Source organism: Gloeothece verrucosa PCC 7822 (assembly GCF_000147335.1).
Lineage (GTDB): Bacteria > Cyanobacteriota > Cyanobacteriia > Cyanobacteriales > Microcystaceae > Gloeothece > Gloeothece verrucosa.
This window is the reverse complement of record NC_014533.1, coordinates 259,802-283,694: the sequence shown is the minus strand read 5'-3', so window position 1 is coordinate 283,694 and position 23,893 is coordinate 259,802. Positions and strand designations below refer to the sequence as shown.

Sequence of the window (23,893 nt, the reverse complement as noted above, 5' to 3'; positions counted from 1 at the left end):
TTGAGATTGTCCGCGATCCTTCGCAAGGCTCAGGATGACATATAGAAAATAGTCAAGGTGATCGGTTTTTAATTTTCTCTTTGAGCAAATTTATCGGCAAAAATTTTCTACAGCACCCATCGCTTTTAAATTAACTTTTTGAGCTTCAGTTAAACCTTTAATATTAGTGATATTCATGTTTTCATAAAGTTTTTCAACTTTTAATACTTGTAAACAATTTCCTGTTTCAATATCCCAAATTCTAATAGTTTCATCGTGGCTGGTACTCGCTGCCTTTTCCCCATCAATACTAAAAATAATTGACCAAATCCCTTTAGTATGTCCAATTAAGGGAGAAAGCCATTTTCCTGTCATTAAATCCCGAATTTTAATTTCAGGACGATTAAGGCTACTATCACTGACCAAAATTTGAGCATTTTTTTCGGCAACGGCTAAAACTTCATCATCGAACCCTTTAATTGACTTAATACATTTTCCCGTTTTAGCATCCAATAATTTAACAGTAGAATCATTGCCAGCACTAATTAAGGTTTTTTTATCTTGGCTAAAAACTAAGGTGAATACTTGTCCTTTATGAACTTTTAAAGTTTTAATTTTTTTTCCTGAGTTGAGATTCCATAAACTGACTGTTCCATCATGGCAACTACTAATTAATGTTTCTCTATCAGGTGAAATAGCCACAGACCAGACACCACTTGAATGTTTAAAAGTATTAAGGCATTCCCCACTCAATACTTCCCAAATTTTTACCGTACAGTCAGCACTTGCACTGGCTAAAATGAGATTATCATCACTGAATGTGATCATCCAGACTGTATTAGTATGCTCATCAGGATAACCTGATAAATTTTGCAAACATTCGTAAGTTTTAATATCCCAAATTTTAATCATTCCATTTGCATCTCCAGAGGCTAAAATTTGGCCATTGGGGCTAAAAGCTAGTGCTTCTATTTGACTATCATGCCCCTTGAGTGTTTTAAAGCATTGCCCAGAAGTAACCCACCATAATCTGAGCCGCCCATCATTAGCTCCACTGGCTAAAATTTGGGCATTAGGATTAAAAGCAATAGATGTATGGGAGTTTGTATAACCTGATAAAGTGAGGGCACAATTTCCATTTTGAATTTCCCATAGCTTAACGGTTCTGTCATTACTCCCACTAATAAGTATTTGATTATCTTGACTAAAAACAATTGATTGAACTTTACCTGTATGTCCCATTAAAGTTTGGAAGTTTTCCCAAGTATCAAAATGCCATAATCTAATTGTTTTATCATCGCTTGCACTGGCTAAAATTTTAGATTCATCGCTAAAAGCTAGGTCTAGTATTGCTCCGGTATGTCCTGATAAAACTTTTAAAGATTTACCGCTATTAATATTCCAAAATTTAATAGTAAAATCTCCGCTTCCACTAACTAAAGTTTGATAATCGTGGCTTAGAACTAAGGAAAAAATTGGCCCTGAATGAGCTAAAATATGCATTATACATTTATTTTCTGCTAAGTCCCATTGTTGAATAGTTCCATTTTCATGAGCGATTATTAAAATGTTTTCTTCGCTGGGATGAAAAATTACTTTTCTGATGCCGCTTTTCATTGGCAGTGTTTGTATTATAGTGTTTTGATTCATATCCCATAATTTAATCGTTCCATCGCCACTACCACTCACTAAAATTTGCTCATCGCGGCTAAAAGCTAAATCTGAAACGCGATTTTTGTGTCCCCGTAATGTTTTAAGACATCGCCCTGTGGTCACATCCCACAATTTTATTGTATAGTCACTACTACAACTAGCCATTTTATTACTATTTGTATTAAATTGGATTTTATTAACATAATTTGTATGTCCTTTAAAAGTAAATATTTGTTGTCTATTTACTAAATCCCAAAGAAGTATTTCTCCTTTAGCATCTCCGGTTGCTAAAAATTTTCCGTCTGGGCTAACTGCTACAGTAATAATATTACTAAAAATTTGAGGAAATGTTGATTTACTTAAATCCGAGTTAGTGAAATTTACGCCTACTAAGTGCATTTGTTGTAAATCGGCTTGCCAAATTGTTAAGTTAGAAAAGTCGTAACCCCGCAAATCGGTTTTTAATTCGTTAAATAAATTGAGGATGTTACTGGCCATATAGCCTATTTGTAAAGGCATTCGCGCTTGAATTTGCTCTTTAATATGTTTTAAAAAATTTTCTAGATTTTTTTGTCCTTGAAATTTGATAATTAAAGACTCAACTATTGGTTTAAGAATTAAACAATTTTGCGTAAATTTGATATAATCTTTAGCTTGAGACTTGACTAAAATATATTTATTGCAAAACTCAAAATTAACTTCGGTTGACGTGAGATTTTGACAAAAATTATTAATAAAATTTTCAGTAATAAATTCCATCAAAACTGGTTGAAGAGTAAACTTTAGCTCCTGTTTATTTTGGTTTCTTTCTAGAGAAAATTTATTTTGTATAGATTGAATAATCGAAGCTAAATTATTTTGCGTTTCTACCGTAATCAAGTCTTCTTTTAAGTCTATTATAGAGACGGGTTTACGATTAATTGCTAACCAGTATAAAACCTCTTTTTCATTTTCTTTCAGGCGCTCAAAATGCCAGTTTAATAAATGATTAAGATGCTCGAAGATGGGTTTTCCTTGCTGTAAAAAAACTGAAATATTATTTCCATAACAGTCTTTAATATGATGGGCAGCAAGTTCTAAAGCTAGAGGGTTACCATCATAAAATTCGATTATTTTTTGCCATTCAGCATCGGTACCTGTAAAATTTTCAATATCTGTAAAAATCTTTTTTCCATTTAAATAGTCTAATCCTTTTAATTCGAGAAAACGTACTGGTTTATTTTGCCCTGCTAGTCTAGCCAAATTTTCAGGTTTTTCCCGACTTGTTAATATTAAACAACTTTGATGAGATGATAGAGCTATTAATTGGAATAATTCGCTGTATTCACCATATCCAGGACGGTATTCTTGACCCTCTGGCCCAGTTTGTAAAATAGTTTCGACATTATCTAAAATAAGTAGGCAGCGATGAGAGCGCAAATGCTCGACGAGTTTTGAAAATTGCTCTTCTAAACTGTTTTCTAGATTAATTTCTTGTTGATTGGATAAAAATTTTAATAAGTCTGCTATGAGAGTTGTCAGTAACGGTGCATTACGAAGTGAACGCCATACAATATATTCAAACTCATCTTGGATTTCTTGCGCTAGTTTTAAACTGAGGTCAGTTTTTCCTATTCCTCCTTTTCCCAATTTAATTGATAAAGTAGTTTTACCTACACCACTTATGCCTAAAATTCCTACTAAGCAACACTGATCTTCAATAACCCATTGCTTAAGAAGGGAAAGTTCAATTTCTCGTCCGTAAAAATTTGGATGAAAAGGTGCATCTGCCCAATCTTGATAGACTTGAATTTTTCCTTGATTTAATTTTTGTTTTTCCCACTCTGTATCTAATAGTTCTAAATTTTTTTCTTGGTCCCGACTCCACAGGTTTAAAGTAAATAACCAATCTTCTTTTCCCTGCCGCTTGACTCGGTTATCAATTAAAAAATTTAAGCTTTTCAAAGTTTTAAGAACTTCTATAATATAAGTTTTATTTAATGGTTCACCCCCGGTTTTTGTCAGGTGTTCGAGGGCTATTACTTTAGTTTTAACAACTAATTTGACTGAGTTATTGTTATCTAACTCTTCTTCCCATCTTAATTCTAAATTAGAAATTCCCTTTTTGTTAAAGGGATAGTCAACTGCGTAATTTAATAAAAGTTTGACTAGGTACTTTGCTCGTTTTTTTACGGTAGGGCCAAAGTTTTTGCGTGGCATTTTAAGTTTATTTAAAACCCAAAAATAAAGAGATAAATTTATGATTAATTTTATAATATAGTTTGTTTATATAATTTAATACTAAAACTATATAATTTGTAATAAAATCTAAAATTCTCAAGCTTATATGAAGCTTATATGAAGTGTTTGTGAACTTTTCCTTGAATAAGTACGTGGGCATAGCTCAAAGCCATTAAATATTTGGACATCATTACAGTTAACTCTAAGGTTAGAGAGTCGGGAGTAAGCAGAAAGAAAGGTTTTCAGTTCGGCTCTTTCGCCATTGTGGAAAAAAATGTTCACATATATACAAAATACACCCTGCCCGGTTCCGGCGCGGCTAAAAATTTACTTTCTAATCATTAAAATTATCTGCCCTAGGACTTACGCACTGTGATGAAAAAATCAGGGTTTGAGATGATTCGCGGTCCTTCGCTTCGCTCGGGACTCACTTCGGACATGAAATCATTATTTTAAGTTTTTAGTGCGTAACTCCTAGGCCCGTCCATTCTAAGACGATTTATAAACTTTTTTGAATATTATGAGGGCGGAAAACTTGTTTGACATATATAAATAGGTGAATATTTAAATTAAACCTCGCTTTTATTAACACAAAATAAGAGTTTTTGTAATGATAAAAATCACAGGTTTTTAGTGATATTAATCCTAGTAAAATTACTTGAAATAGCCTATAATTACTTAGATAAAAATACGATATAAATAAAAGTAATTAAAATGAATACCTGGACAAATCGTGCTAAAAAAGTGAAATTTTTAAATATAATCAAACTCGCGACTGTCAATCGTTTTTTAACTAAAAAAATAAAAACGCTTTACAAAATATCAATTTTTTTACGAGTTTCAAGCAGTGTATGCGCCGTAATTGGAGGAATTTTATTAGCGGCTAAAATCACATTTAGCGGTTATGGCTTTGTTTTTTTAGCTATGAGTTCTAGTCAGTTGCTTGTTGCCAGTATTTTAAATAAAGATATTACGATGATTATTTATGCGGCTTCAGTTTTTGTTTGTGTTGATTGCTTCGGCCTATATCGATGGCTGCTTGTTTAAAAAATAAAATTTATCTGTGATCCTACTGCAACTACAACTTATAAGCTTTTCTTATCACCACAAGGACGGCAAAGCCAAGACATCAAAGAAGCTTACAATATTAAGAAATGTAAAATTTTGTCAACTCAAAAAATTTTTTCAAAGCCTGTACCCTATATATATAGTAGTGTAAGTATATAAACACAATTAATAATAAGTCAGTGCTATAATGATCAATAAAACGATTTTTGATTTTTTTGCATCATTTCTAATTAAATAGTTAGTTTGTTGCTAAAAATCTGGTAGTTATAAGCTACCATTATACTTGTCAAAGTGCTAATATACCTTATTCGCTGTTTCATCTAAGAATGTCCGCAGAGAAAAAACATTTATGCGGGGTGAGTGATAGGGTAGTAAATAGAAGAACAGTAAACATTTATTGTCGGATGGGTATGGGTAAAGCGGCTAAGAAAAAAATGCTCCGAAAAATGATATCTAACCCAGTGGTTAGAGATTTCACTGATCTGAAGATGCTCGAACAATTGCTAAATATTCCTGACATACACAAATCTGTAAAAGCTCTCAATAAAATGCCTTCACAGACTTACTCTTTAACTCCTGATGGAGAATTTTTGTATGAGGCACTTGTATCTTTTACTATCTCACAAGTAAAAATGGCTAAAACTGAAACAGAAGTAGAGATGTGGCAAAATTTTCCCAATAAATGTCTTGAAAATGCTGTTACTCTCCATTTAATTTCCCTAAATCAATCTTCTGGGAAAACCGAAGACTGTACAGTTATCCCGAAAATTTTTTTAGAACATGGCATTAAATTAGCTAAATGGAGCATTGATAATAATCAATGGATTCCACCGACTCGAGACTGGGCTGTTTAAAGCCAATATTGTTTCCAAAAAGCGAACCGCTTCGGGAAGGTACTCACGTCAAGCATCTACACCCCAAGCGGCTTCTTCTTAATAAGGAATCTTTTAATAAAGTAGAAATCTAGAATCTTGTTTTCGAGAATCTATATTTTAGTCAAGTTGTCAGAATTGATAAAGAGCTACACTTTTCGTTTTTAGGCAAACCGACAGCCTCTTTATGTGGGTAAATTCGCCAACAAAAAATTAATTGATCCATTTTCCGGGTTCTTGTATTAATAATCTACCGTTTTTATAAACCTGTAATAAGCCTTCTTCTAAAACTACATAACGATAATTTCCATTACGGAACTCATAACCAAGGAATCTGCCGGGTGTTCCATGAACTCCTGATGTGTGCATTGTTTTACCTCTTAATTGAATAGACGCACCCGTTCTTACATCTGTTCCGTTATAAATAACATTATTACAAGTGACGTATCCTTCCTCACAACGACTGGTCGTCGTCACAATAAAATTATTTGTTCTTAATGTTTCTGCTGTTGCACGATTTCCAAAAAACAAAAAGGTAGCTCCAGAAAGTAAAGCTATGGGAAAAAACTTTTGATAAAAAGCCAAACTTTTTTGAGTCATAGTGAAATCAAGAATTAATTAATTTTACTAAAGATTACAACAATCTCTATTTAAACTTTTCCGCAAAGACAAGCAAAATTTTTGCGGCTCGGTAAAAAGGGATACCCAAACAGGGCGGTACTCTTCCCTTTGGTCGTCCGTCTCGGATAGTAGGAATTGTAGTTTACTCACAGAATAACTGTACTTAGTGCCCAGTTACGGTGCGGCTCAGAACTGATCCCTTGCTTCTCAAATTGATCTGTGTGCCTAACCCACCCTACAATTTATAAGCTTTCCTTATATTAAAAGTACGGGAGAGTCAAAGTATAAACGGCCTGAAAGCCTTTTAAGAGCCGTTCTTACCCAATCTCAAAGTTAACTCCATAGCAGAAGGCAGGAGGCAAAAAGTTGATTATTATTAGGTTTGAGGTTTTAACTTATCTTTATAAGAACCGCCTTTGGCGGATTGGACAGCCTTAAAAGCTGAAATTTAGTGAGAACAATGATTTTCCTCATGCAAGAGTGCTGATTGTTATATTTGTTGTCTCATATTCACTTACAAAGAGAAAAGCTATAAATTTTATCTAAATTTTTCTTTGTGCCTCTACCTTTTGTGTAGCTATAATCTACTATTTGAATAGGTAAATATAAGCAAGTCCTCTTAAAAAAAGGAAATCAAAAAATCTGTATATTGGCAGATAGAAGTTTTATAAAAAATGTTTATGCTTAAATAAGCACAAAAACTAAGCACTTAAAAATTATGAAAAATATCTTAAATACCAAAATAAAATCTCTAGTAGTCTTAGTGCTTTTACCGATTCTTACTTTTTCATTAAGTCCCAAGCCTGTCAAAGCCCAAACAGACTATTCACAATTCCAAAACAATCCGTTAGAAAAACAAAATGACCGTACAGAACGCCGAAATAACCGTCAACAAAACCGGCACAATGACCGTACAGAACGCCGAAATAATCGCCAACAGGACCGGCAAAATGACCGTACAGAACGCCAAAATAACCGTCAACAAAATCCCGATAGTGGCACCTAATAATATTGCTTGAATATGGCAAAAGGTAAGAAGTAACAGGCACTCTTGCTCTAGCCAGATGGCTAATTTACTCACAGATTAATTCTAATCTAGAAGAGGGCGCAAACCTTGCGCCCAAATTGTAGTAAATAAATGTCTCTAAAAATAAAACAGCATAGGGGTTTATTTTAAACATTTAATGATTCTTCATTGCTGATAAACGAACTCCAAATAATTCCTTCATAGTACATTTGATTTGTAGCAAAATTGTTAACCACCCAAATTTTTTGTGACACTTTTAAAAGTATTTTATCTTTAGCATAAATTTCTGTATTTAATAAAGGAGTTTCTTCCTGAGAATCCAATAATAATATAATTTCACTTCAGTAATCTAAGTCACTATATAAATTATAAATAGAATTATCAAAAGCATTTAAAAAAAAATCTATAGATTCATAACCACATAATTGAGCTAAAGAAAAATTAATTTTTTTAAATTTTCCTTCTAGAGAAACTTGAAAAAAACCTTCTTTAATATGCTTTAATAAACGATGATACTGGTCTTGTATTTTACTGGTTTCTTGGTTTTTATTGGAAATTTCTTTTTGTAAAAAACGAAGTTTAAGCTGAGTTTCAACTCGGGTTACTAACTCTTCAAAATAAAAAGGTTTAGTAATATAATCTACTGCCCCAACTGAAAAAGCTTTGACTTTATCTAAAACTTCATCTAAAGCACTAATAAAAATCACCGGAATTTCTGCTGTAATGGGATTATTTTTCAGTTGTTGACAGACTTCATAACCATTGAGTTGAGGCATATTAATATCAAGCAGAATTAAATCTGGAGGGGCTGATTGAGCAGCCGTTAAAGCCATTTGACCATTTAAAACTTTACGAACATTATAACCTTGGTCTGTGAGCATATTAGCCATAAGACGAAGGCTATCAATTGTATCATCAACCACCAAAATTTTAGCCCTAGCACTATTAATATTAAAATCAGACTGTTTCATCGGACTAGAAATGAATTTAGTTTTAATTTTTAGAAAAATTTTAGCATTTGCAGACAATTTCTTGTGTTTTTAAAATAATTTCTTCAAATTGCAGTTCATTAACCAAAGCAGTTAAAACAGTTGATAAACTAGCTTCAGAAGAAGAAATATGAGCTATAAGTTTTAAAATAGTTTCTTCATCGGCTTGCATAGCCGCTTCTTGTAATTGTTGTATCCATTCAAAATTGGACTTTGGACAAACGAGAAACCTAATTAGCGTAATAATTACGCTAATTAAAATTTTATTTTTTGAGAAGCTTCAAAAAAATCAATCATCTTTTAATCCTTCTGTATAATAGGAGGAGTCTGTTTCTACTTCTCCCCCAACATAAATATCCAAGTAGCTTTCAGTTAGGGAATTGATAACCCTTTCCAACTCATCAATAAGATCTCTTCGAGTTAGTTTTTCTACCGCATCAATATGAGCTTCACTTCCCGCTTTACCTAAATACACATATGAGCGTTTTTTTTGCACTATCAGTGGCTTGTGTGAAAATGGGTTCGGCTGCTTGTAATTTATAATACCAATAAATTTTCTGATTTTGGGTAACTTGGTAACGAATAATATGACAATTAGGAGGAGCTACTTCTCCTTCTTTTTGAATTTTCTGAATTTTCTGCTTAAGAGAGCGGATTAGACCCTTTATTTGCTTGGCTCTCAGAGTCGTTCCTTGACTGGTTTTCAAAGATTTTTGCCGATCCATTTTGTATTGGGTATAAGACTAGCTTAAGATTATATTAGCGTAAAATTTACGCTAATTAATATCGGTATTAGGAATGACCATGAAAAATCCAGAAATTGAAAAGATAATTAGTGAGTTTTCCCGGTGGAGAGAAAATCTTTATAATGGACTTAATGCCAGAAAAGAAACTCTTATAGAGTTAATCGATGCTCTCTCATCAAATCAACAAGCCACATCGGTAGTAGAATTGTCTCTTAATCCTTTATTTAGACGAGACTATAACAGTTTGTATAGAGGAATTCAAGAATTTTTGCCCCATCAAACTGATGAAAATTATGCCCAAAAAATTCAGATTTTATTTTCGGCAGTCTCTCAAACAATTCCCACTTCTTCAAGAGAGTTTAACTTATTCGGAATTGACACAACTCCTTGCCCACGACCCTATTCGCACACTTTAGCTGACAAAACATTTATTCATTACCCTAATCCCGTTAAGGGAAATAAGCCTATTAATATTGGACATTATTATTCGGTTGTCTGCGCTTTACCAGACCCAATAGACACAGAGAATGTTCCTTGGGTAATTCCCTTATCAGCAGAAAGAGTTTCCTCTTGTGAGAAAGGAGTAAATCGGGGAACTCAACAAGTTGAAAAAATCTTTAAAACTCCTTGATTTTCTCAAAAATTATCAGTTTTAGTCGCTGATTCTGATTATAGCCAAAGGGATTTTATTGGAGAACAGGTTAAGCATCAAAACGTAGTAACTATTTCAAGAGTTAGAAGTAATCGAGTCTTTTATCGTCAGTTTATTCCTGAACCAATAAGAACGCAAACTTCAGGACATCCCCGTTGGTATGGGGAGAAATTTGACCTCAAAGATAGCAAAACTTGGCATGAGTCTGACTCGGTTAGCCAAGTCTTTTTTACGACTAAAAAAGGTCGTCAATTAACCGTAATAATTTCTGCTTGGAAGCAGATGTTAATGAAAGGAACTAAAATTTATAAAATGAACCAATATCCTTTTACTTTATTACAAGTTCTTGTAAAAGATGAATCAGATAATCTTATTTGGCAATCTATGTGGCTTATGGTTATTGGAAAAAACCGTTATAAATTAAGTCTAATAGATTGTTATAAATCTTATCGTCAACGTTATGATATGGAACACTTTTTTCGTTTTGGAAAACAAAAATTATTAATGACCGCCTACTCTACTCCTGATGTTGGGTTCTTCCGTACTTACTGTGCTAAACTATTAGAAATAAATTCTAGTTTTTTGTTTAAAAACTTAAAGATGAAGAGATTAATGACCCAACTATTAAATTTACCAGGGGTTATAGTGGAAGATATCACTGATGCAGAAAATACTTTAATTTTATCAGTAAGAAAAGCTTCAAAAACGGCAAAATGCCCTCGTTGTGGTCACAAGAGCCATCGTCTTCATCAAAATAACAAATATGCGCGTTAAAGATTTACCAATAGGGAATAAAGAAGTAATTTTAAGAGTAAATCGTCGTAGATTTAAATGTGATAACTGTAAAAAACCCTTTAGTGAAATTTTAGACTTTGTAGGAACTAAGAAAAATTTCACTTATAGATATGCCGAAAATATTACAAAGCAAGTTATTCATAGTGATATTAAGAATGTTGCCAAAAACAACAAATTAACTCCCGAAGAAGTTGAAACAATGGTTATGAGTATTGCTTTAAATATTATTCCAATTAATCTTGACTCCTTGCAGCGATTAGGAATAGATGAAATAAGTTTAGTTAAAGGGCAAGGCAAATTTATAGTAGTTTTAGTGGATTTAGATACACATAAATTATTAGGTTTAGTTTCAAAACGAACCCAATCAGAGATCAAAAAAGTGATGCTAGAATTTGGAGAAAAAGTTTTAGCTCAAATTAAAGAAGTAAGTATGGACATGACCGGTAACTATAAATCATTAATTAAAAAGCTATGTCCAAATGCTGATATAACTATAGATAGATTTCATGTAATGAAAATCGTTCAAGAAGAACTTAACCAAGCCAGGATTGGCCAAAAAAAAATAGCTGAATCCTTAAATATTAAAAAGAGAGCTTCTTTGTTTAACAGTTTAAAAGTAAGTAAATATATATTATTAAAAGGAGAAAAAGACTTATCTAATAAACAAAAAGAAAAGCTGGAACAAATCAAAGAAGCCTCTCCACAGATAGCTATTATGCACGAGTTAAAAGAAGAATTTCATTTAATATTTGAGAAAAGCAAAAATTTAGGAGAAGGGACATTAAAATTAATAGATTGGTTAAAAAAAGCCGAACATTACTATAGAAAGAGCGTCAAAACCATAAAACGTTGGTTTGGAGAAGTTGTTGGATATTTTGAAAAAAGAACAACTTCGGCTATAGTAGAAGGGATTAATAATAAATTAAAATTATTAAAGCGTTGTGGATTTGGATTTAGAAATTTTAAAAACTTTGAAATACGAGCTTTACGGGGGCATTATCCTAATAGTTTAGCACAGTAAGTACGGAAGAACCGAATATCGCTACTTTAGCTGGTCATAATAAATTAATTTGGTCAATTTTATTTAGTCCAAATGGTGAGAAATTATTGAGTGGAAGTGCTGATAATACGGCAAAAATTTGGAATATTGATACCCTAAGTGTAGAGAGGACTTTTGTCAGCAAAACGGAGCTAATTTGGGCGTTTTATTATAGTAGTAAAGATGAAATTATTTTAGCGGCTATTAATCAGGGAGATAAAATTATTGTTTTTGATTTTTTAAGCGGAGAAACTTTACTAACTTTTAGAAATGTTCGTCTTTATGAAAATATGAGATTAACAGGAGTTACGGGTTTAACATCAGCCACGCTCACCAATTTACGTACTCAAGGAGTGAGCTAGTTAAAGCCAAAAGATAAAGGAGACTATAGCAAAAAATCAAAAACAAGATGCAAAAAAATAAAAACACTATAGCAAAAAACAAGGTAAACTCAGAAAAATTTTAGAATAATAAATGACTTAAGATTTTTTAATGCTATTATAATAATATAAGTAGCAAGATCAGCATATTTGCATAAGTTCTAGTTGTGATTGCTGCTTAAATATTAAAAAAACCATAAACTTTAAGTAATATTCTGGAGAAAACTTAATGGCTATTAGTATCCCACAAGCTATTGATGATACAGGAACTACTGTAATTAATAAGCCACTTACTTTTAAAATGGCTGATCTCCTAGCCAATGATATCTACGCTGGTGATAAAAATTCACTTAAAATCAAATCACTTAAGTCTATTTCAGGAGGTACAGCAGTTCTAGATACTAAGGGCAATGCGGTTTTTACTCCCACTAAAAACTTTAGTGGACAAGCAACCTTTGATTATGTAGTTACTGATAAAGCGGGAAATACGGATACTGGCCAAGTAAAAGTGACTGTAAAGTCAGCTAATATTGGTATTAATTTAACGGGAATCTATTACTATTCTACACAACAACCTTTTATAGATTTATATAAAAGCGGCTCGAAGTGGATTACTCAAACATCTAGTACCTGGAATACACAAGAACAAAGCTTATTAGCCCTTGATAAAAATGGTTGGGTTACCTCTTTAAAAGGAACAGGAAAAACTCAACAATTTACTTCAGTGTCCACTCTATTAGCCAATGCTATAGATGGCAATTATAAAGGGGGTAGATACCTTGTCCTTTATGATGGGCAAGGGAACCTTGAGTATAATTTTGATGCCAAAAAAGTGACTTCTCTCTCAAAACCGGGTAGAGATGTTATTGATGTAACGCCAACTAATGCCGGAATCTTACTCAAACTTACTCAAACTGATCCCAATAAGACGGGTAATTATTTAAGGAATATTCGCGTCATTCCTGAAGCCTCTGAATTTACTTACAGCAAAAATATATTTAACCCAGAATTTCTCAAGAAAATTGATTCTTTTAGCACACTTCGCTTTATGGATTGGATGAAAACCAATAATTCTACCCAAAAAGAATGGAGTGATCGCCCTACTTTAAATACAGCATCTTGGGCAACAAAAGGGGCCCCTGTAGAAGCGATGGTGGCACTGGCTAATACTACCAATTCTAATGCTTGGTTTACCATGCCCCATCAAGCAACCAACCAATATGTCACCCAATTTGCTACCTATGTCAAAAATAACCTCAAATCTGGATTAAAAGTTTATGTAGAATATTCTAACGAAGTTTGGAATGACTCTTTTGACCAAAATCAATACGTTGCCGGACTTTCTGCCACACTAAATACTCCTCAAAGCTATGGAAAACGAACCGCCGAGATAGCTAGTATTTGGGATAATGTGTTCGGAACGCAGAAAGACCGAGTCATTGGCGTAATGGGGGCACAAGCGGTCAATCCCTGGACAGCCGAACAAGCCTTGCAATACGTTAATAAGTCCATTGATGTGATTGCCATTGCCCCTTATGTGGGCGGTTATATCGGTACTCCTCAATATGAACAACAAGTAGAAAGCTGGACAAAAGATGCCGACGGTGGATTAAAGAAATTATTTGATGAACTTATGTACGGAGGCGTTTTAAAAGGAACTTCTGTCGGGCAGAATTTACCCAATGGTTGGACGAGTCTTTCTAAATGGCAAGATATTAGTAAAAAATATAATCTGCCACTGGTTGCCTACGAAGGAGGACAACATTTAGTCGGCGTTGGTTCAGTAGTCAATAATACAGCCATTACCAATCTCTTTATGAAAGCCAATAAGGACCCTCGTATGGGCCAACTCTATAATAAGATTATGACTCAATGGTATCAACAACTCGGAGGAGATCTATATATGCAGTTTGCTGATGTTGGCAGACAAACCAAGTGGGGCAGTTGGGGAGCGCTAGAAAATATTAATCAATCTAGTTCTCCTAAATATGATAGCTTGATGAATTTTATCAGCCAACATTCTAGGTAAGTAGATTGACAGAACTATAGTTAACTGTGTGGCAAGGCAATACAGTTAACTTTACTTTTGTCCATCTACTTACATTGTTTAAAATAAAGTGCTTTAGGTATTTATAAGTATGGAATAACTCTCTGGCAAGCGGCTATAGACAGTAATAGGACTTACGCACCATAACCCAATTTTATGGGTTTGAGATTCTTCGCTCGCGCTCGCTTGGGACATAAACTCGTTAGTCCGCGTTTCTGAGTGCGTAACTCCTAAGTAAAATAAATGTATGTCAATAATATGAAAAAGGCTATATGTTGGCTCTTAGCAGTTATCAACCTCCCACTTTCCATATCAAGAGTGTACAAGTTCAGTTTGTAGCCAATTCTTCTAGTCTTCCAACTGCTCCCACCTCCACAGAGCCAAAAATTTATTATATCAGTCAGATTGGGGATGATAAAAATACTGGAACTTCGAGCAACAGTCCTTGGAAATCCCTCTCTAAAATTAATAGTTTAGACCTCAATCCAGGAGATCAAATTCTTTTAGAAGGAGGTTATAGTTATGATGCCAATCTCAAATTTACTCAAGAAGATGCTGGAACCACAACTGCACCGATTATTATTAGTTCTTATGGCTCAGGAAAAGCTGTTATTAATGCTGGAACCGGCACGGGAATTACAGTTTATAACGCCGCCGGTTATCAAATTTCTAATCTTATTATTGTTGGTTCTGGGACTAGCTCTAATAACGGAAATGGGATTAATTTTTACAATGATTTAGCGAATAATACTAAGCTGGACTACATCAATATTAGTAATGTAGATGTCAGTGGTTTTAAAGATAGTGGGATAAAAATTGGTAGCTGGAATAAAAATAGCGGCTATCGTAATGTGACCATTACTAATACGATTACTCATGATAATGGTATTAGTGGGTTGATGACCTATGCCGAACTCCCTAATAGCCATGAAAATGTTTATGTTGGTTATGTACAAGCTTACAAGAATTTTGGCTTACGCGGAGTTTGGATTGGTAGTGGTAGTGGCATTGTTTTAGGAGGCGTTAATACAGGCATTATCGAACGTTCTATTGCTTATGATAATGGTAAATTTGATAATACTGGTCCGGGCCCAGTAGGAATATGGACTTATGATTCTAATAATATACTTATTCAATATAACGAGTCTTACCATAACGGTACAGGTGGACTTCTTGATGGAGACGGATTTGATTTAGACCAAAATGTTTCTGATTCTATCATGCAGTATAACTATTCTCATGACAATGATGGGGCTGGCTATTTACTCTGTCAAGGACTCGATAATTATGAGCATAAAAACAATACTGTCCGCTACAATATTAGCGAAAATGATGGACGAAAAAATGATTATGGGGCCATTGAAGTTTATGGTAGAATAATGAATGCAGAAGTTTATAATAATACGATTTTTGTCAGTCCCTCCACTACAGGAAATCCTAAAGCTGTGAGAATTGAAAACATTAGTGCGCCCACTTGGGATGTCCAGGGCCTGCACCTGCGTAATAATATTTTTCAAACCACTAATGGAGTAAAATTAGTTGAGGTTTCTTCGGATCAACTCAATGGTGCTAAAGATTTGTTATTTCAGGGAAATAATTATTATTCTACAGGAGAAGCTTTTAACATTACTTGGGGGAATGTGACCTATAATAGTTTAACTAATTGGCAAGCGGCTACGAATCAAGAGATATTATCATCTGAAAATGTAGGGTTAAATGTTGATCCCAAATTGCTTAATCCTGGTGGCGGTGGTATCATGGGTAATACCGATAATTTAGCCTCGTTGAATGCCTATACTTTAAAACCGAATTCTCCTCTAATTAATAGAGGGCTAAATTTAAATCTGTTGTTTAAAATTAATGTGGGAACTAGAGATTTTTATGGCTCTACTCTACCCCAAGGTTCAGGTTATGATCTAGGCGCTTATGAGTCAGTGAACCCAAAAAATTAATAAGGTGAGTTAAGTACCTGGATATCAATAAAACTCTCTGGGAGCTTATGATTTAGTGAGCTAAAAAAACAAATAAGGCACGTTACATTTTATTAACGTACCTGACTAGCAAAAATAAATATAATGTTAAGTTTTAAAAATGCTCAAAAATTTTTAGATATTTAGTTGATTGTGTAGCCTTATTTAGGCTGTTTTTTGCAAGATTATTAAATCCTGCGCTCCAATCCAATTTACATGAGTTCCTGACCAAATTCCGGGCACAGGTTCATGAGCTAATTCAAGACCTGCCTGGGTAGCAAAATGCTTAATTAAACTGAGTCGGTAAGCTGTCATTTCTTCTGGATTATTTGGCGAAACAATCGCAAACTGATCGCCATATTCGCCGTAAGAATGATCAAAATTAAAGATAGGTAATGCAAAGGTAAAGGGACGAGGTTGGCCAGGACGGTAATTATCTAATAAAAAAAAGCTAAATACTGCCTTTCCTCCTGGCTTTAAAACTCGATAGGTTTCTTTAAAATAATGTTCAGCCGTATCAGGCAACATGTGGGTAAATACAGAGGCGGCAAAGACAATATCAAAGGATTGATCAACATAGGGAAATTTATAATTTTTTCCTTGAATTTCTCCTTCGGGATTATAATAGCTGTTAAAAATATTAGCCCAAATAAACTTAAAATTTGGGTAAACTTGATGAAATTTTTTTTCTAAAAAAGTGATTTTGTAACGGCAAATTTCAAACCCATCATAAGAACCATCTGGTGTTAGGATAGCTTTTAAAGCAAAGGGAATCCTGCCTAGTCCACATCCAATTTCTAAGACCTGACTGGTTCGGGTTATTCCTCCGTAAACTCGTAAAAGCATACTCCATTCTTCGGCCCATCTATACCACTCTTCCAAGCAGGTTACCCCTTCAGAGTATATTAATTCCAAGGGCGGTAATAATTGAGGTTCATAAGCAGTCCAATTGGGATATTCAACAGATTGAGTCATAACAGTATTTCCTGGTTTGATAAATTGTTAATTTTTCAATGAGAAGAACGATTTTAAATCCTGTTTTTTTGAGGATTTATTATGATTATTATACATGATTATTGAACATAAAAAATTAAATAAATTACAAAAAATAACATTATTATACAAAATATAACATAGCGAGAGAAAGCAGGCAAGAGTAAGCTCGAATTAAGTATTTTAACTTTTCTTAACATATTCTTTTTACATTAAATCTTGTAAAAAAAACTATACTTTTTTTAGAGTTTAGTGTAATATTTAACCTAAGCTAATTATCTTCTTGAAGTTCATTTACTCTAACGTTCCCTGATTAATCATATAAAAAATATGAACAAGATTATCTCGCGTCTTTTGCAACGGATTCCCTATATAAAAGAGCTTTACGCTAAAATTGCCCACCTACAAAATGTTCTAGAGCAATATCAGCTTGGATGGCCGCCGGGACATTTTTACTCTCCGATTCCAAATTTAGAAGAGATCAAAGCTAGAGAAGAAAAAATTTTTAACAACATACCCAGACAAATTGCTGGAATTAATCTTAATGAAGACGAGCAGATCAATTTGCTAAAGCAATTAAGTGCTTACTATAGCGAGCAACCCTTTCAAGACCAAAAACAAAAGCATTTAAGATATTTTTTTGATAACCCTAATTATTCTTATGGGGAATCAATCATCCTCTATAGTTTAATCAGACATATCCAGCCAAAAAAAATTATTGAAATTGGCTCAGGCTATTCTTCGGGTGTCATTCTTGATACTAATGAACTTTTTTTTAATAATTCAATATCCTGTGTGTTTATTGAACCCTATCCCAACTTATTATATTCACTTTTAAAAGAGGGTGATCAAGAGCGCATTGAAATTGTTGATAAAAATCTTCAAGATATTGATCCTCAATTTTTTTCTTCACTGACAGCAGGAGATATTCTTTTAATTGATTCTACTCATGTTTCTAAAGTCGATAGTGATGTTAATCATATTCTATTCGATATATTACCCTCTTTGAATCCTGGTGTTTATGTTCACTTCCATGATATTTGTTATCCATTTGAATATCCAAAACAATGGGTATATCAAGGCAGAGCTTGGAATGAAGCTTATATACTGAGAGCTTTTTTGCAATACAATACCTCTTTTGAAATTGTAATTTTTAATTCATTTTTAGGTTACTTTTGCCTAGACTTATTACAGCAGTATTTGCCTTTATGTGCTAAAAATCCTGGGATTAGTATTTGGCTAAAAAAAGTTTAAAAATTGTAACACCATAACTTTTGGTTTTGAGTCTAGGTTATTGGGAGTATTTTATCTTTGTCATTCTGAACCGCTCAATAGCGAAGTGAAGAATCTATTATTTCCTAGTGGAGATATAGATCCTTTGCAGCGCGTTTAACAGAGTCTTTATTTACAGGTTTTTATTGACACTGACTCAACAAAGTAAAGCTAGTCATTCTATCTTTACAGAGCATTTGTATGTGATCTGCAAGTTCTTTTTCATCCCACCAATGAATCAGTAAATCATTATGACGTTGAGCAATTTGAGAAATTGACATCTTCGCCTCAATATCCCATTCTAAAGAATCCATTTCGTGATCATACCAATTTCCAAACAAGGTGAAACCTGTCATTATATTTAATGGAAGCAAAAGACAAACTAACCAAAATAAGCTTTTCTGAAAAATTATTTGCCATTGGGATTTTGCAAATAATTCCCACCCGAAAAACATCGCACTAAAAAAAGGAATAGGAAAAATCATGTACCACATAGGGAAAAAAACCCATTCGGCAATAATGCCAGATCTAGCATTGCCTATGGCTAGAGAATACAAAATTGAAATAGCCAGGAATAACAAGATAACTAAAGCACGATTTCTTTCAGTTTCTTTAAGATATATATCGGCTGAAATTACTACAAATATAGTAGGAAGCAAAAAGGCAAAATTTAGAAAAATAAACAGGTCCCATGAACGGATAGCAACGGGACCAAATTGTATGGCGAGAAATTGTGCCGCCGTCTTGAGAGTCATTCCTAGTCCTTTACTAGCAGGGTAAGCATCTGGCTTTACATAGTTCACAAAATAAAAGAGTAATAAACATAATGTCAACACCACAGAACCTAATAAAAAAAACGGAATCCATTTAGATATTCCACTAATTTTTAATTTTTTGATTTGCAGAATACTACAATACAGTGTCCAACCGATGAGCAAAGGGGTAAAAACTAATCCATTACCTCCACATAAGGGTAATGAAACCAAACAAATTCCGGCTATAATGGCTGAGCTTGGTGTTGATAGAGTCGGTTGGCAGAGCAGACTAAGTAAGATAACTTGCCCTAAAGCTGTGGGTAAGATTTGAGTAAACTGCCAACTCCAAAACATATCAGCCCAGTTTCCCAAATTAAGCATAATAATTGGGAAAAAAGCATCTATATAGTCAGTTTTGTTCTGACGTAGCTTTCGAGCTACTAAAATCGAAGCTAAAGACATGGCGGCTAAAGTAAACACATTTAGGAACATTCCTACCCGAAAATTGCCATGAGTAATTTTCAGCAAAGTGAGCAAAATTAAGCGGGGTAAAGGAATACGATGTTCACCGTTTTGCGACCAAAGCCAAGTTAATAAATTAGGTTCATTTCCGGTCAATGGACCAACCATCAACCAATCTTCAGATAGTGGAATATTTCTACCATAACTGACAAGACAGGTGATAGCCATGAACAACATGATTAACCAGATACTCACAACAAAAATGATGGCGTTTCTATCAGATTTATTTTTCATTATTTATAATATTTTATTAGGGTTTTTTTTGAGTAGAGTAGCGACCTATATTAAAATATTTTTTCAGAAAAAGGTGTAACAAAACTTCCCAATATCCTCCTCCTACTTTTACTAATCGAAATGAAGAAACTCCCATATCTGGCGTTCGATTAATCCAAGAAATCGGAACTTCAATAATTGAATAATTCATCAATAAAGGTTGAAGACCTGTCTCTGCATTAATTGCAAATCCAGGTTGAGTCAAATTGAGGTTTTCAACCACTTCTCGACGCATCAGTTTCAGGTTATTTGTCAAGTCTCGAAACGGACGAAGTAATAAAATTTGTGCTAAAAGATGAAATCCTCGATTAACAATGATTTTTGGTAAAGGATAATTAAGTAGTACGCTATGACGAGAAAAACGGCTGCCCACTACTACATCATATCCAAGTGCCGCCATATCTAATAAATCGCGTATTTCTGGTAGAAGATGCTGAAAATCACAATCCATTGATAAAATATAACGCCCTGTTGCCGCTCGATAGCCATCTTGTAATGCTCTTCCTACCCCATTGGGAGGGACTCGGAAAACAGGTTTAATTAAGGGATCTTCATCGGCTAAACGTTGAATTACTTCTCGAGTTCTATCTCGACTATTATCATCTACAGGAATAATTTCATGAAGATAATCTCCAAAAAAGCCTTTTAGCCGCTTAACTAAAGGTTCAATATTCATCTCTTCATTATGACAGGGAATCACCACAGAAATTGCTCCCCGTAATTGTTCATGTTCACATAAAGATATTTGCGGGCGCTCTACTATCCTTGGCGGTTTTTGAGCATGGATGAGAATTGAACCGGCTAGTGTTTTTATCCCTGGAGTATTTTCTAAAATAATAGAAAGATTTCTTAATAACCAGATTAATTCTTTAGTAAGAGGAGCATAGACAAAATCGTTGAAAATGGCGAAAACTCTGATAAAACCAATTTCGGAGATCAGTTCATATAATTCTGGACGGTTGAGAAGTTTTCGAGGGTCTTTTCGCCCAAAAAATTGAGCAATAAAGCGGCGCATTCTTAAAAAGATATTCCAAGGATTACTTTCATAAAAGATCACTTGTCCACCTGGATTAAGCAATTCATCAACTTTTTGCAAAAACCAAGCACTATTTCGCTTATCTAATAAATCCATAGCAACGATTAAATCAAAACCTCGTCCTTCAAGCTCTCCTGGAATAGAAATTTTATTCAAAAACTCAACATTAGAAGGGAAATTATCAGGTTTAGGGAGTCCGGCAAAAGTAACTGCTGTGATGGGATTTTCTCCACGAGATACTTTAAGAAGCTGTTCTGTAAAAAGACCTTCTCCACAGCCAATTTCTAAAATGGTTTGACCGGGAATTAAATGAACCATTTGACGGAAGCTTTGTGCCCTCCAAAGAAGTCTATCTTGATAAATAGGATCGCTTTTTTTCCAGTATCTATCTCGGTATTGCTCTCGATCTCCTAAAATTTTACAGAGGCGAATATCGGCTTCATCTTGCAGAGATTGCGCTGTAATAGAATTTGATTTTAGCATTTAATAGTCTCCTTTAATAGGTTGATTTAGATTAAATAAAAATTGATAAACCTTCCTGAAAAAATTAACAACTCTTGTTGATAAAATTTGCTAGATAGGATAATTATAATTAAAAATTCACATTTTATCTATATTTTTTGTGTAAAGGAATAACTTATATATGTGTAATGTGTTAAGATTTTTTTTTATAAGTAGCTGGACAAAAGCAAAGTTAACTGTGTGGCAAGCTAAGTAGGTGGACAAAATTAAAGTTAACTGTGAGATTGGGCAAAGGGGAAGGGGGAAAGGACAATGGGTAAGAATTAGGAGAGTTTTACATTTCTTAATACAGAAAGCTTTATTTATGTCCAGGTACTTAACAGAGGTTTTTACATTTTTTTACACAGAAGGTTTATTGATGCCGAAATACTTATTTTTAAAATTAAAAATCTTGGTTAAGTTTATTAAAAATTTGTATTTGTTTTGTTGTTAAAAACCCATTTATCACTAATGATATAGTTAATAACAGACCCCAAGGCGATTCCTATTAAAGTATTAATTTGATAATTAACCTTGAGCCAGTCTAAAATTGGAAAGATTAAAAAAATTCGGCTAACCACAACTACGCCACAAGAAATATGATAACGGGGGATCTGTTTCCATAAAATTTCTTTCCTGCTTGATTTATAGCTGCTCCAAACCCAAGTTTTATATACAAAAAAACTAAAAAGCAAAGAGATTTCAATAGCAACAAGATTAGCGATATTGCGAAATACGGGAGTATTTATTTTAAAGGTTTCAATAAGAATATAAATGAATACAACATTAAAAATAGCGGTAATAACTCCACATACTATATATCTTAAGATCTGCTGTTTAGATTTCACCATTATTTATCCTTTGAAAATTTATTTTTATAATTGGTATACCTTCTGTATTTTTATCCTACATACATATTTGCAGGACAATATTAGGACACCAAACCAAGGCGGAGCCAATGAATGTAATCATAGTTACAATTCCTTAAACTAAAAAATAATCTTTAAATAAATTTTATTTTTTTGTGAAAATTCATCTCTAATTTTACTATAACTCATCAGTTAAGTCAAAAATTTTTTTTAAGTGGGTTTTATCATAACAAAATAGATTTCTTGCCATATTCACAAAAACTGGTCAATAAAGGGAATAGATAACATCTAATCCGGAAACAGAACCCTAAGAAAATTTGATTAATGCAAGAGGTCTAATCATGACTGGTAGCGTTTTTCTCTGACAAGTTTATTGAACTCAGGCGGCTCATGGGTTTCCACCTTCCAGACATGAGGGGGATTAAGAAAGCCCTGGGTGCTAGTCATTCCTTCAATGGTTAAATAATAAACGTGCCAGTGATAATCATAAGCGTAAGACCAATTAGACTCATAGATCCCGACATCAATATAATATTGACCTACGATTAAATCTAAACGATCAATGGCTAATTTGATTGTGCCTTGACCTTGAATAGTTGTTAATAACTTCTGTTGGCTGGCGGTGCTGGTTTCAAAACAAACTTGATGATCTTCTCGGCTAATCGTTACCCCAAAAATAGGATTATTGAGCGCTTGTGAACATAAATAGTCAATTTCAATAAATAGAGGTTCGCCGCTTTCAATTTTAGCCGATGGCAATAGACGTACATCAGTAATTTCTACTTCTAAAGAGCCAAAACGATTCTCATTAACGCGAAGTTCTAAACCCGATTTAGTTAATTGGGGAGGTCGTTCAGGCGTTCTAGAAATAGTTTCTGTACGCATTTCACTGACATATTGCCCAATAATCACTTCGGGGGTTCCATAAGCGACAGCTACGCCATGACGTAGCCAAAGAACCTGATCGCATAATTCTTGAACTTGGTCAGTGCTATGAGAGACTAAAACAATAGCACAGCCTTGAGCTTTTAAGTGAGCGATTCGTTCTAGACATTTTCCTTGAAAAGCTAAATCGCCTACTGACAAGAATTCATCAATTAACAAAATATCTGGTTCAGTATGAATGGCCGTTGCAAAAGCTAAGCGCATCATCATCCCAGTGCTATAGGTTCTGACAGGATTATCAATGGATTCTTCTAATTCAGCAAAAGCGACAATGTCATCTAGTCGTCTAGCCACTTCCCCACGCGTTAAGCCGGCAACCACGCCACTGACAAAGACATTTTCTCGTCCGGTTAAATCTGAGGAAAACCCGGCCCCTAGGTCGAGTAAAGCACCGATTTTTCCCTTAATTTTGATCCGTCCTTCATCAACACGGCCAACGCCGCCGATGAGTTGTAATAATGTTGATTTACCGGCCCCATTTTGGCCGATAATTCCCACCATTTCCCCGGGTGCTACGGTAAAGCTAATGTGTCGTAAAGCCCAAAATTCCTCAATGGCTTTGAGTTTACGAAACCCTGCTAAAGCCGCCTCCATAATGGTGCGGGGTTTTGACTCATGGTAGCGGCGATAACGTTTTCCGACTTGATCTACAATAATAATGTCTGACAT

16 protein-coding genes and 4 pseudogenes are annotated in these 23,893 nt (G+C 34.0%); 10 read left to right on the top strand and 10 right to left on the bottom strand.

Annotation, left to right across the window (positions count from 1 at the left end; genetic code table 11):
• Window positions 1-90 precede the first annotated feature (90 nt).
• The gene (locus CYAN7822_RS28385) at window positions 91-3,831 is read right to left on the bottom strand and encodes a WD40 domain-containing protein (RefSeq protein WP_013334411.1); all 3,741 of its coding nucleotides are present in this window, start codon (window positions 3,829-3,831) and stop codon (window positions 91-93) included.
• Between the two features lie 735 nt (window positions 3,832-4,566).
• On the opposite strand from CYAN7822_RS28385, the gene CYAN7822_RS28380 reads away from it, so the two are divergent.
• Entirely contained in the window at window positions 4,567-4,899 is a 333-nt protein-coding gene (locus CYAN7822_RS28380; RefSeq protein WP_013334410.1) for a hypothetical protein, read from the top strand.
• Between the two features lie 347 nt (window positions 4,900-5,246).
• Window positions 5,247-5,774: a hypothetical protein gene (locus CYAN7822_RS28375; protein WP_157871976.1), complete on the top strand. Its 528-nt coding sequence runs from the start codon at window positions 5,247-5,249 to the stop codon at window positions 5,772-5,774.
• Between the two features lie 231 nt (window positions 5,775-6,005).
• Here CYAN7822_RS28375 and CYAN7822_RS28370 read toward each other — a convergent pair whose 3' ends face one another.
• Window positions 6,006-6,392 carry a hypothetical protein gene (locus CYAN7822_RS28370; RefSeq protein WP_013334408.1) on the bottom strand — a complete coding sequence of 129 codons (387 nt, stop codon included), beginning with the start codon at window positions 6,390-6,392 and terminating at the stop codon, window positions 6,006-6,008.
• Window positions 6,393-7,131: 739 nt separating this feature from the next.
• Between CYAN7822_RS28370 and CYAN7822_RS28365 the strand changes: the two genes are divergently transcribed.
• Complete coding sequence (locus CYAN7822_RS28365) at window positions 7,132-7,419, top strand: hypothetical protein (RefSeq protein WP_013334407.1); 288 nt, start codon at window positions 7,132-7,134, stop codon at window positions 7,417-7,419.
• 362 nt (window positions 7,420-7,781) lie between these two features.
• On the opposite strand, the gene CYAN7822_RS28360 is transcribed toward CYAN7822_RS28365, so the two are convergent.
• From CYAN7822_RS28360 to CYAN7822_RS40380, 3 genes and pseudogenes are all read right to left on the bottom strand, one after another.
• Window positions 7,782-8,411 (bottom strand): response regulator, encoded by a 630-nt coding sequence (locus tag CYAN7822_RS28360; RefSeq protein ID WP_013334406.1) that lies wholly within the window; start codon window positions 8,409-8,411, stop codon window positions 7,782-7,784.
• A gap of 40 nt (window positions 8,412-8,451) precedes the next feature.
• Window positions 8,452-8,601: a hypothetical protein gene (locus tag CYAN7822_RS38090; RefSeq protein ID WP_157871975.1), complete on the bottom strand. Its 150-nt coding sequence runs from the start codon at window positions 8,599-8,601 to the stop codon at window positions 8,452-8,454.
• A gap of 117 nt (window positions 8,602-8,718) precedes the next feature.
• A pseudogene (locus CYAN7822_RS40380) lies at window positions 8,719-9,154 on the bottom strand (hypothetical protein).
• A gap of 79 nt (window positions 9,155-9,233) precedes the next feature.
• Between CYAN7822_RS40380 and CYAN7822_RS28350 the strand changes: the two are divergent.
• The 6 genes and pseudogenes from CYAN7822_RS28350 to CYAN7822_RS28330 form a co-directional block, all read left to right on the top strand.
• A pseudogene (locus CYAN7822_RS28350) lies at window positions 9,234-10,358 on the top strand (transposase); the annotation flags it as partial.
• Between the two features lie 69 nt (window positions 10,359-10,427).
• Window positions 10,428-11,643, top strand: a pseudogene (locus CYAN7822_RS28345) (ISL3 family transposase).
• 17 nt (window positions 11,644-11,660) lie between these two features.
• A pseudogene (locus tag CYAN7822_RS40560) lies at window positions 11,661-11,717 on the top strand (hypothetical protein); the annotation flags it as partial.
• 12 nt (window positions 11,718-11,729) lie between these two features.
• The gene (locus tag CYAN7822_RS28340; RefSeq protein WP_041934072.1) at window positions 11,730-12,023 is read left to right on the top strand and encodes a WD40 repeat domain-containing protein; all 294 of its coding nucleotides are present in this window, start codon (window positions 11,730-11,732) and stop codon (window positions 12,021-12,023) included.
• Between the two features lie 247 nt (window positions 12,024-12,270).
• A complete protein-coding gene (locus tag CYAN7822_RS28335) occupies window positions 12,271-14,070 on the top strand; it encodes an Ig-like domain-containing protein (protein WP_013334405.1) in 1,800 nt (599 codons plus the stop codon).
• A gap of 290 nt (window positions 14,071-14,360) precedes the next feature.
• Window positions 14,361-16,040 carry a choice-of-anchor Q domain-containing protein gene (locus CYAN7822_RS28330; RefSeq protein WP_013334404.1) on the top strand — a complete coding sequence of 560 codons (1,680 nt, stop codon included), beginning with the start codon at window positions 14,361-14,363 and terminating at the stop codon, window positions 16,038-16,040.
• Window positions 16,041-16,223: 183 nt separating this feature from the next.
• On the opposite strand, the gene CYAN7822_RS28325 is transcribed toward CYAN7822_RS28330, so the two are convergent.
• Window positions 16,224-17,033 (bottom strand): class I SAM-dependent methyltransferase, encoded by an 810-nt coding sequence (locus CYAN7822_RS28325; RefSeq protein ID WP_013334403.1) that lies wholly within the window; start codon window positions 17,031-17,033, stop codon window positions 16,224-16,226.
• Between the two features lie 348 nt (window positions 17,034-17,381).
• On the opposite strand from CYAN7822_RS28325, the gene CYAN7822_RS28320 reads away from it, so the two are divergent.
• Window positions 17,382-18,305 (top strand): class I SAM-dependent methyltransferase, encoded by a 924-nt coding sequence (locus tag CYAN7822_RS28320; RefSeq protein WP_013334402.1) that lies wholly within the window; start codon window positions 17,382-17,384, stop codon window positions 18,303-18,305.
• A 161-nt stretch (window positions 18,306-18,466) separates the two neighbouring features.
• Here CYAN7822_RS28320 and CYAN7822_RS28315 read toward each other — a convergent pair whose 3' ends face one another.
• The 4 genes from CYAN7822_RS28315 to CYAN7822_RS28300 form a co-directional block, all read right to left on the bottom strand.
• The gene (locus CYAN7822_RS28315; protein WP_013334401.1) at window positions 18,467-19,834 is read right to left on the bottom strand and encodes a hypothetical protein; all 1,368 of its coding nucleotides are present in this window, start codon (window positions 19,832-19,834) and stop codon (window positions 18,467-18,469) included.
• A 16-nt stretch (window positions 19,835-19,850) separates the two neighbouring features.
• Window positions 19,851-21,392: a glycosyltransferase gene (locus CYAN7822_RS28310; protein WP_013334400.1), complete on the bottom strand. Its 1,542-nt coding sequence runs from the start codon at window positions 21,390-21,392 to the stop codon at window positions 19,851-19,853.
• 443 nt (window positions 21,393-21,835) lie between these two features.
• Window positions 21,836-22,261 carry a GtrA family protein gene (locus tag CYAN7822_RS28305; protein WP_013334399.1) on the bottom strand — a complete coding sequence of 142 codons (426 nt, stop codon included), beginning with the start codon at window positions 22,259-22,261 and terminating at the stop codon, window positions 21,836-21,838.
• A 357-nt stretch (window positions 22,262-22,618) separates the two neighbouring features.
• Entirely contained in the window at window positions 22,619-23,893 is a 1,275-nt protein-coding gene (locus CYAN7822_RS28300; RefSeq protein WP_013334398.1) for an ABC transporter ATP-binding protein, read from the bottom strand.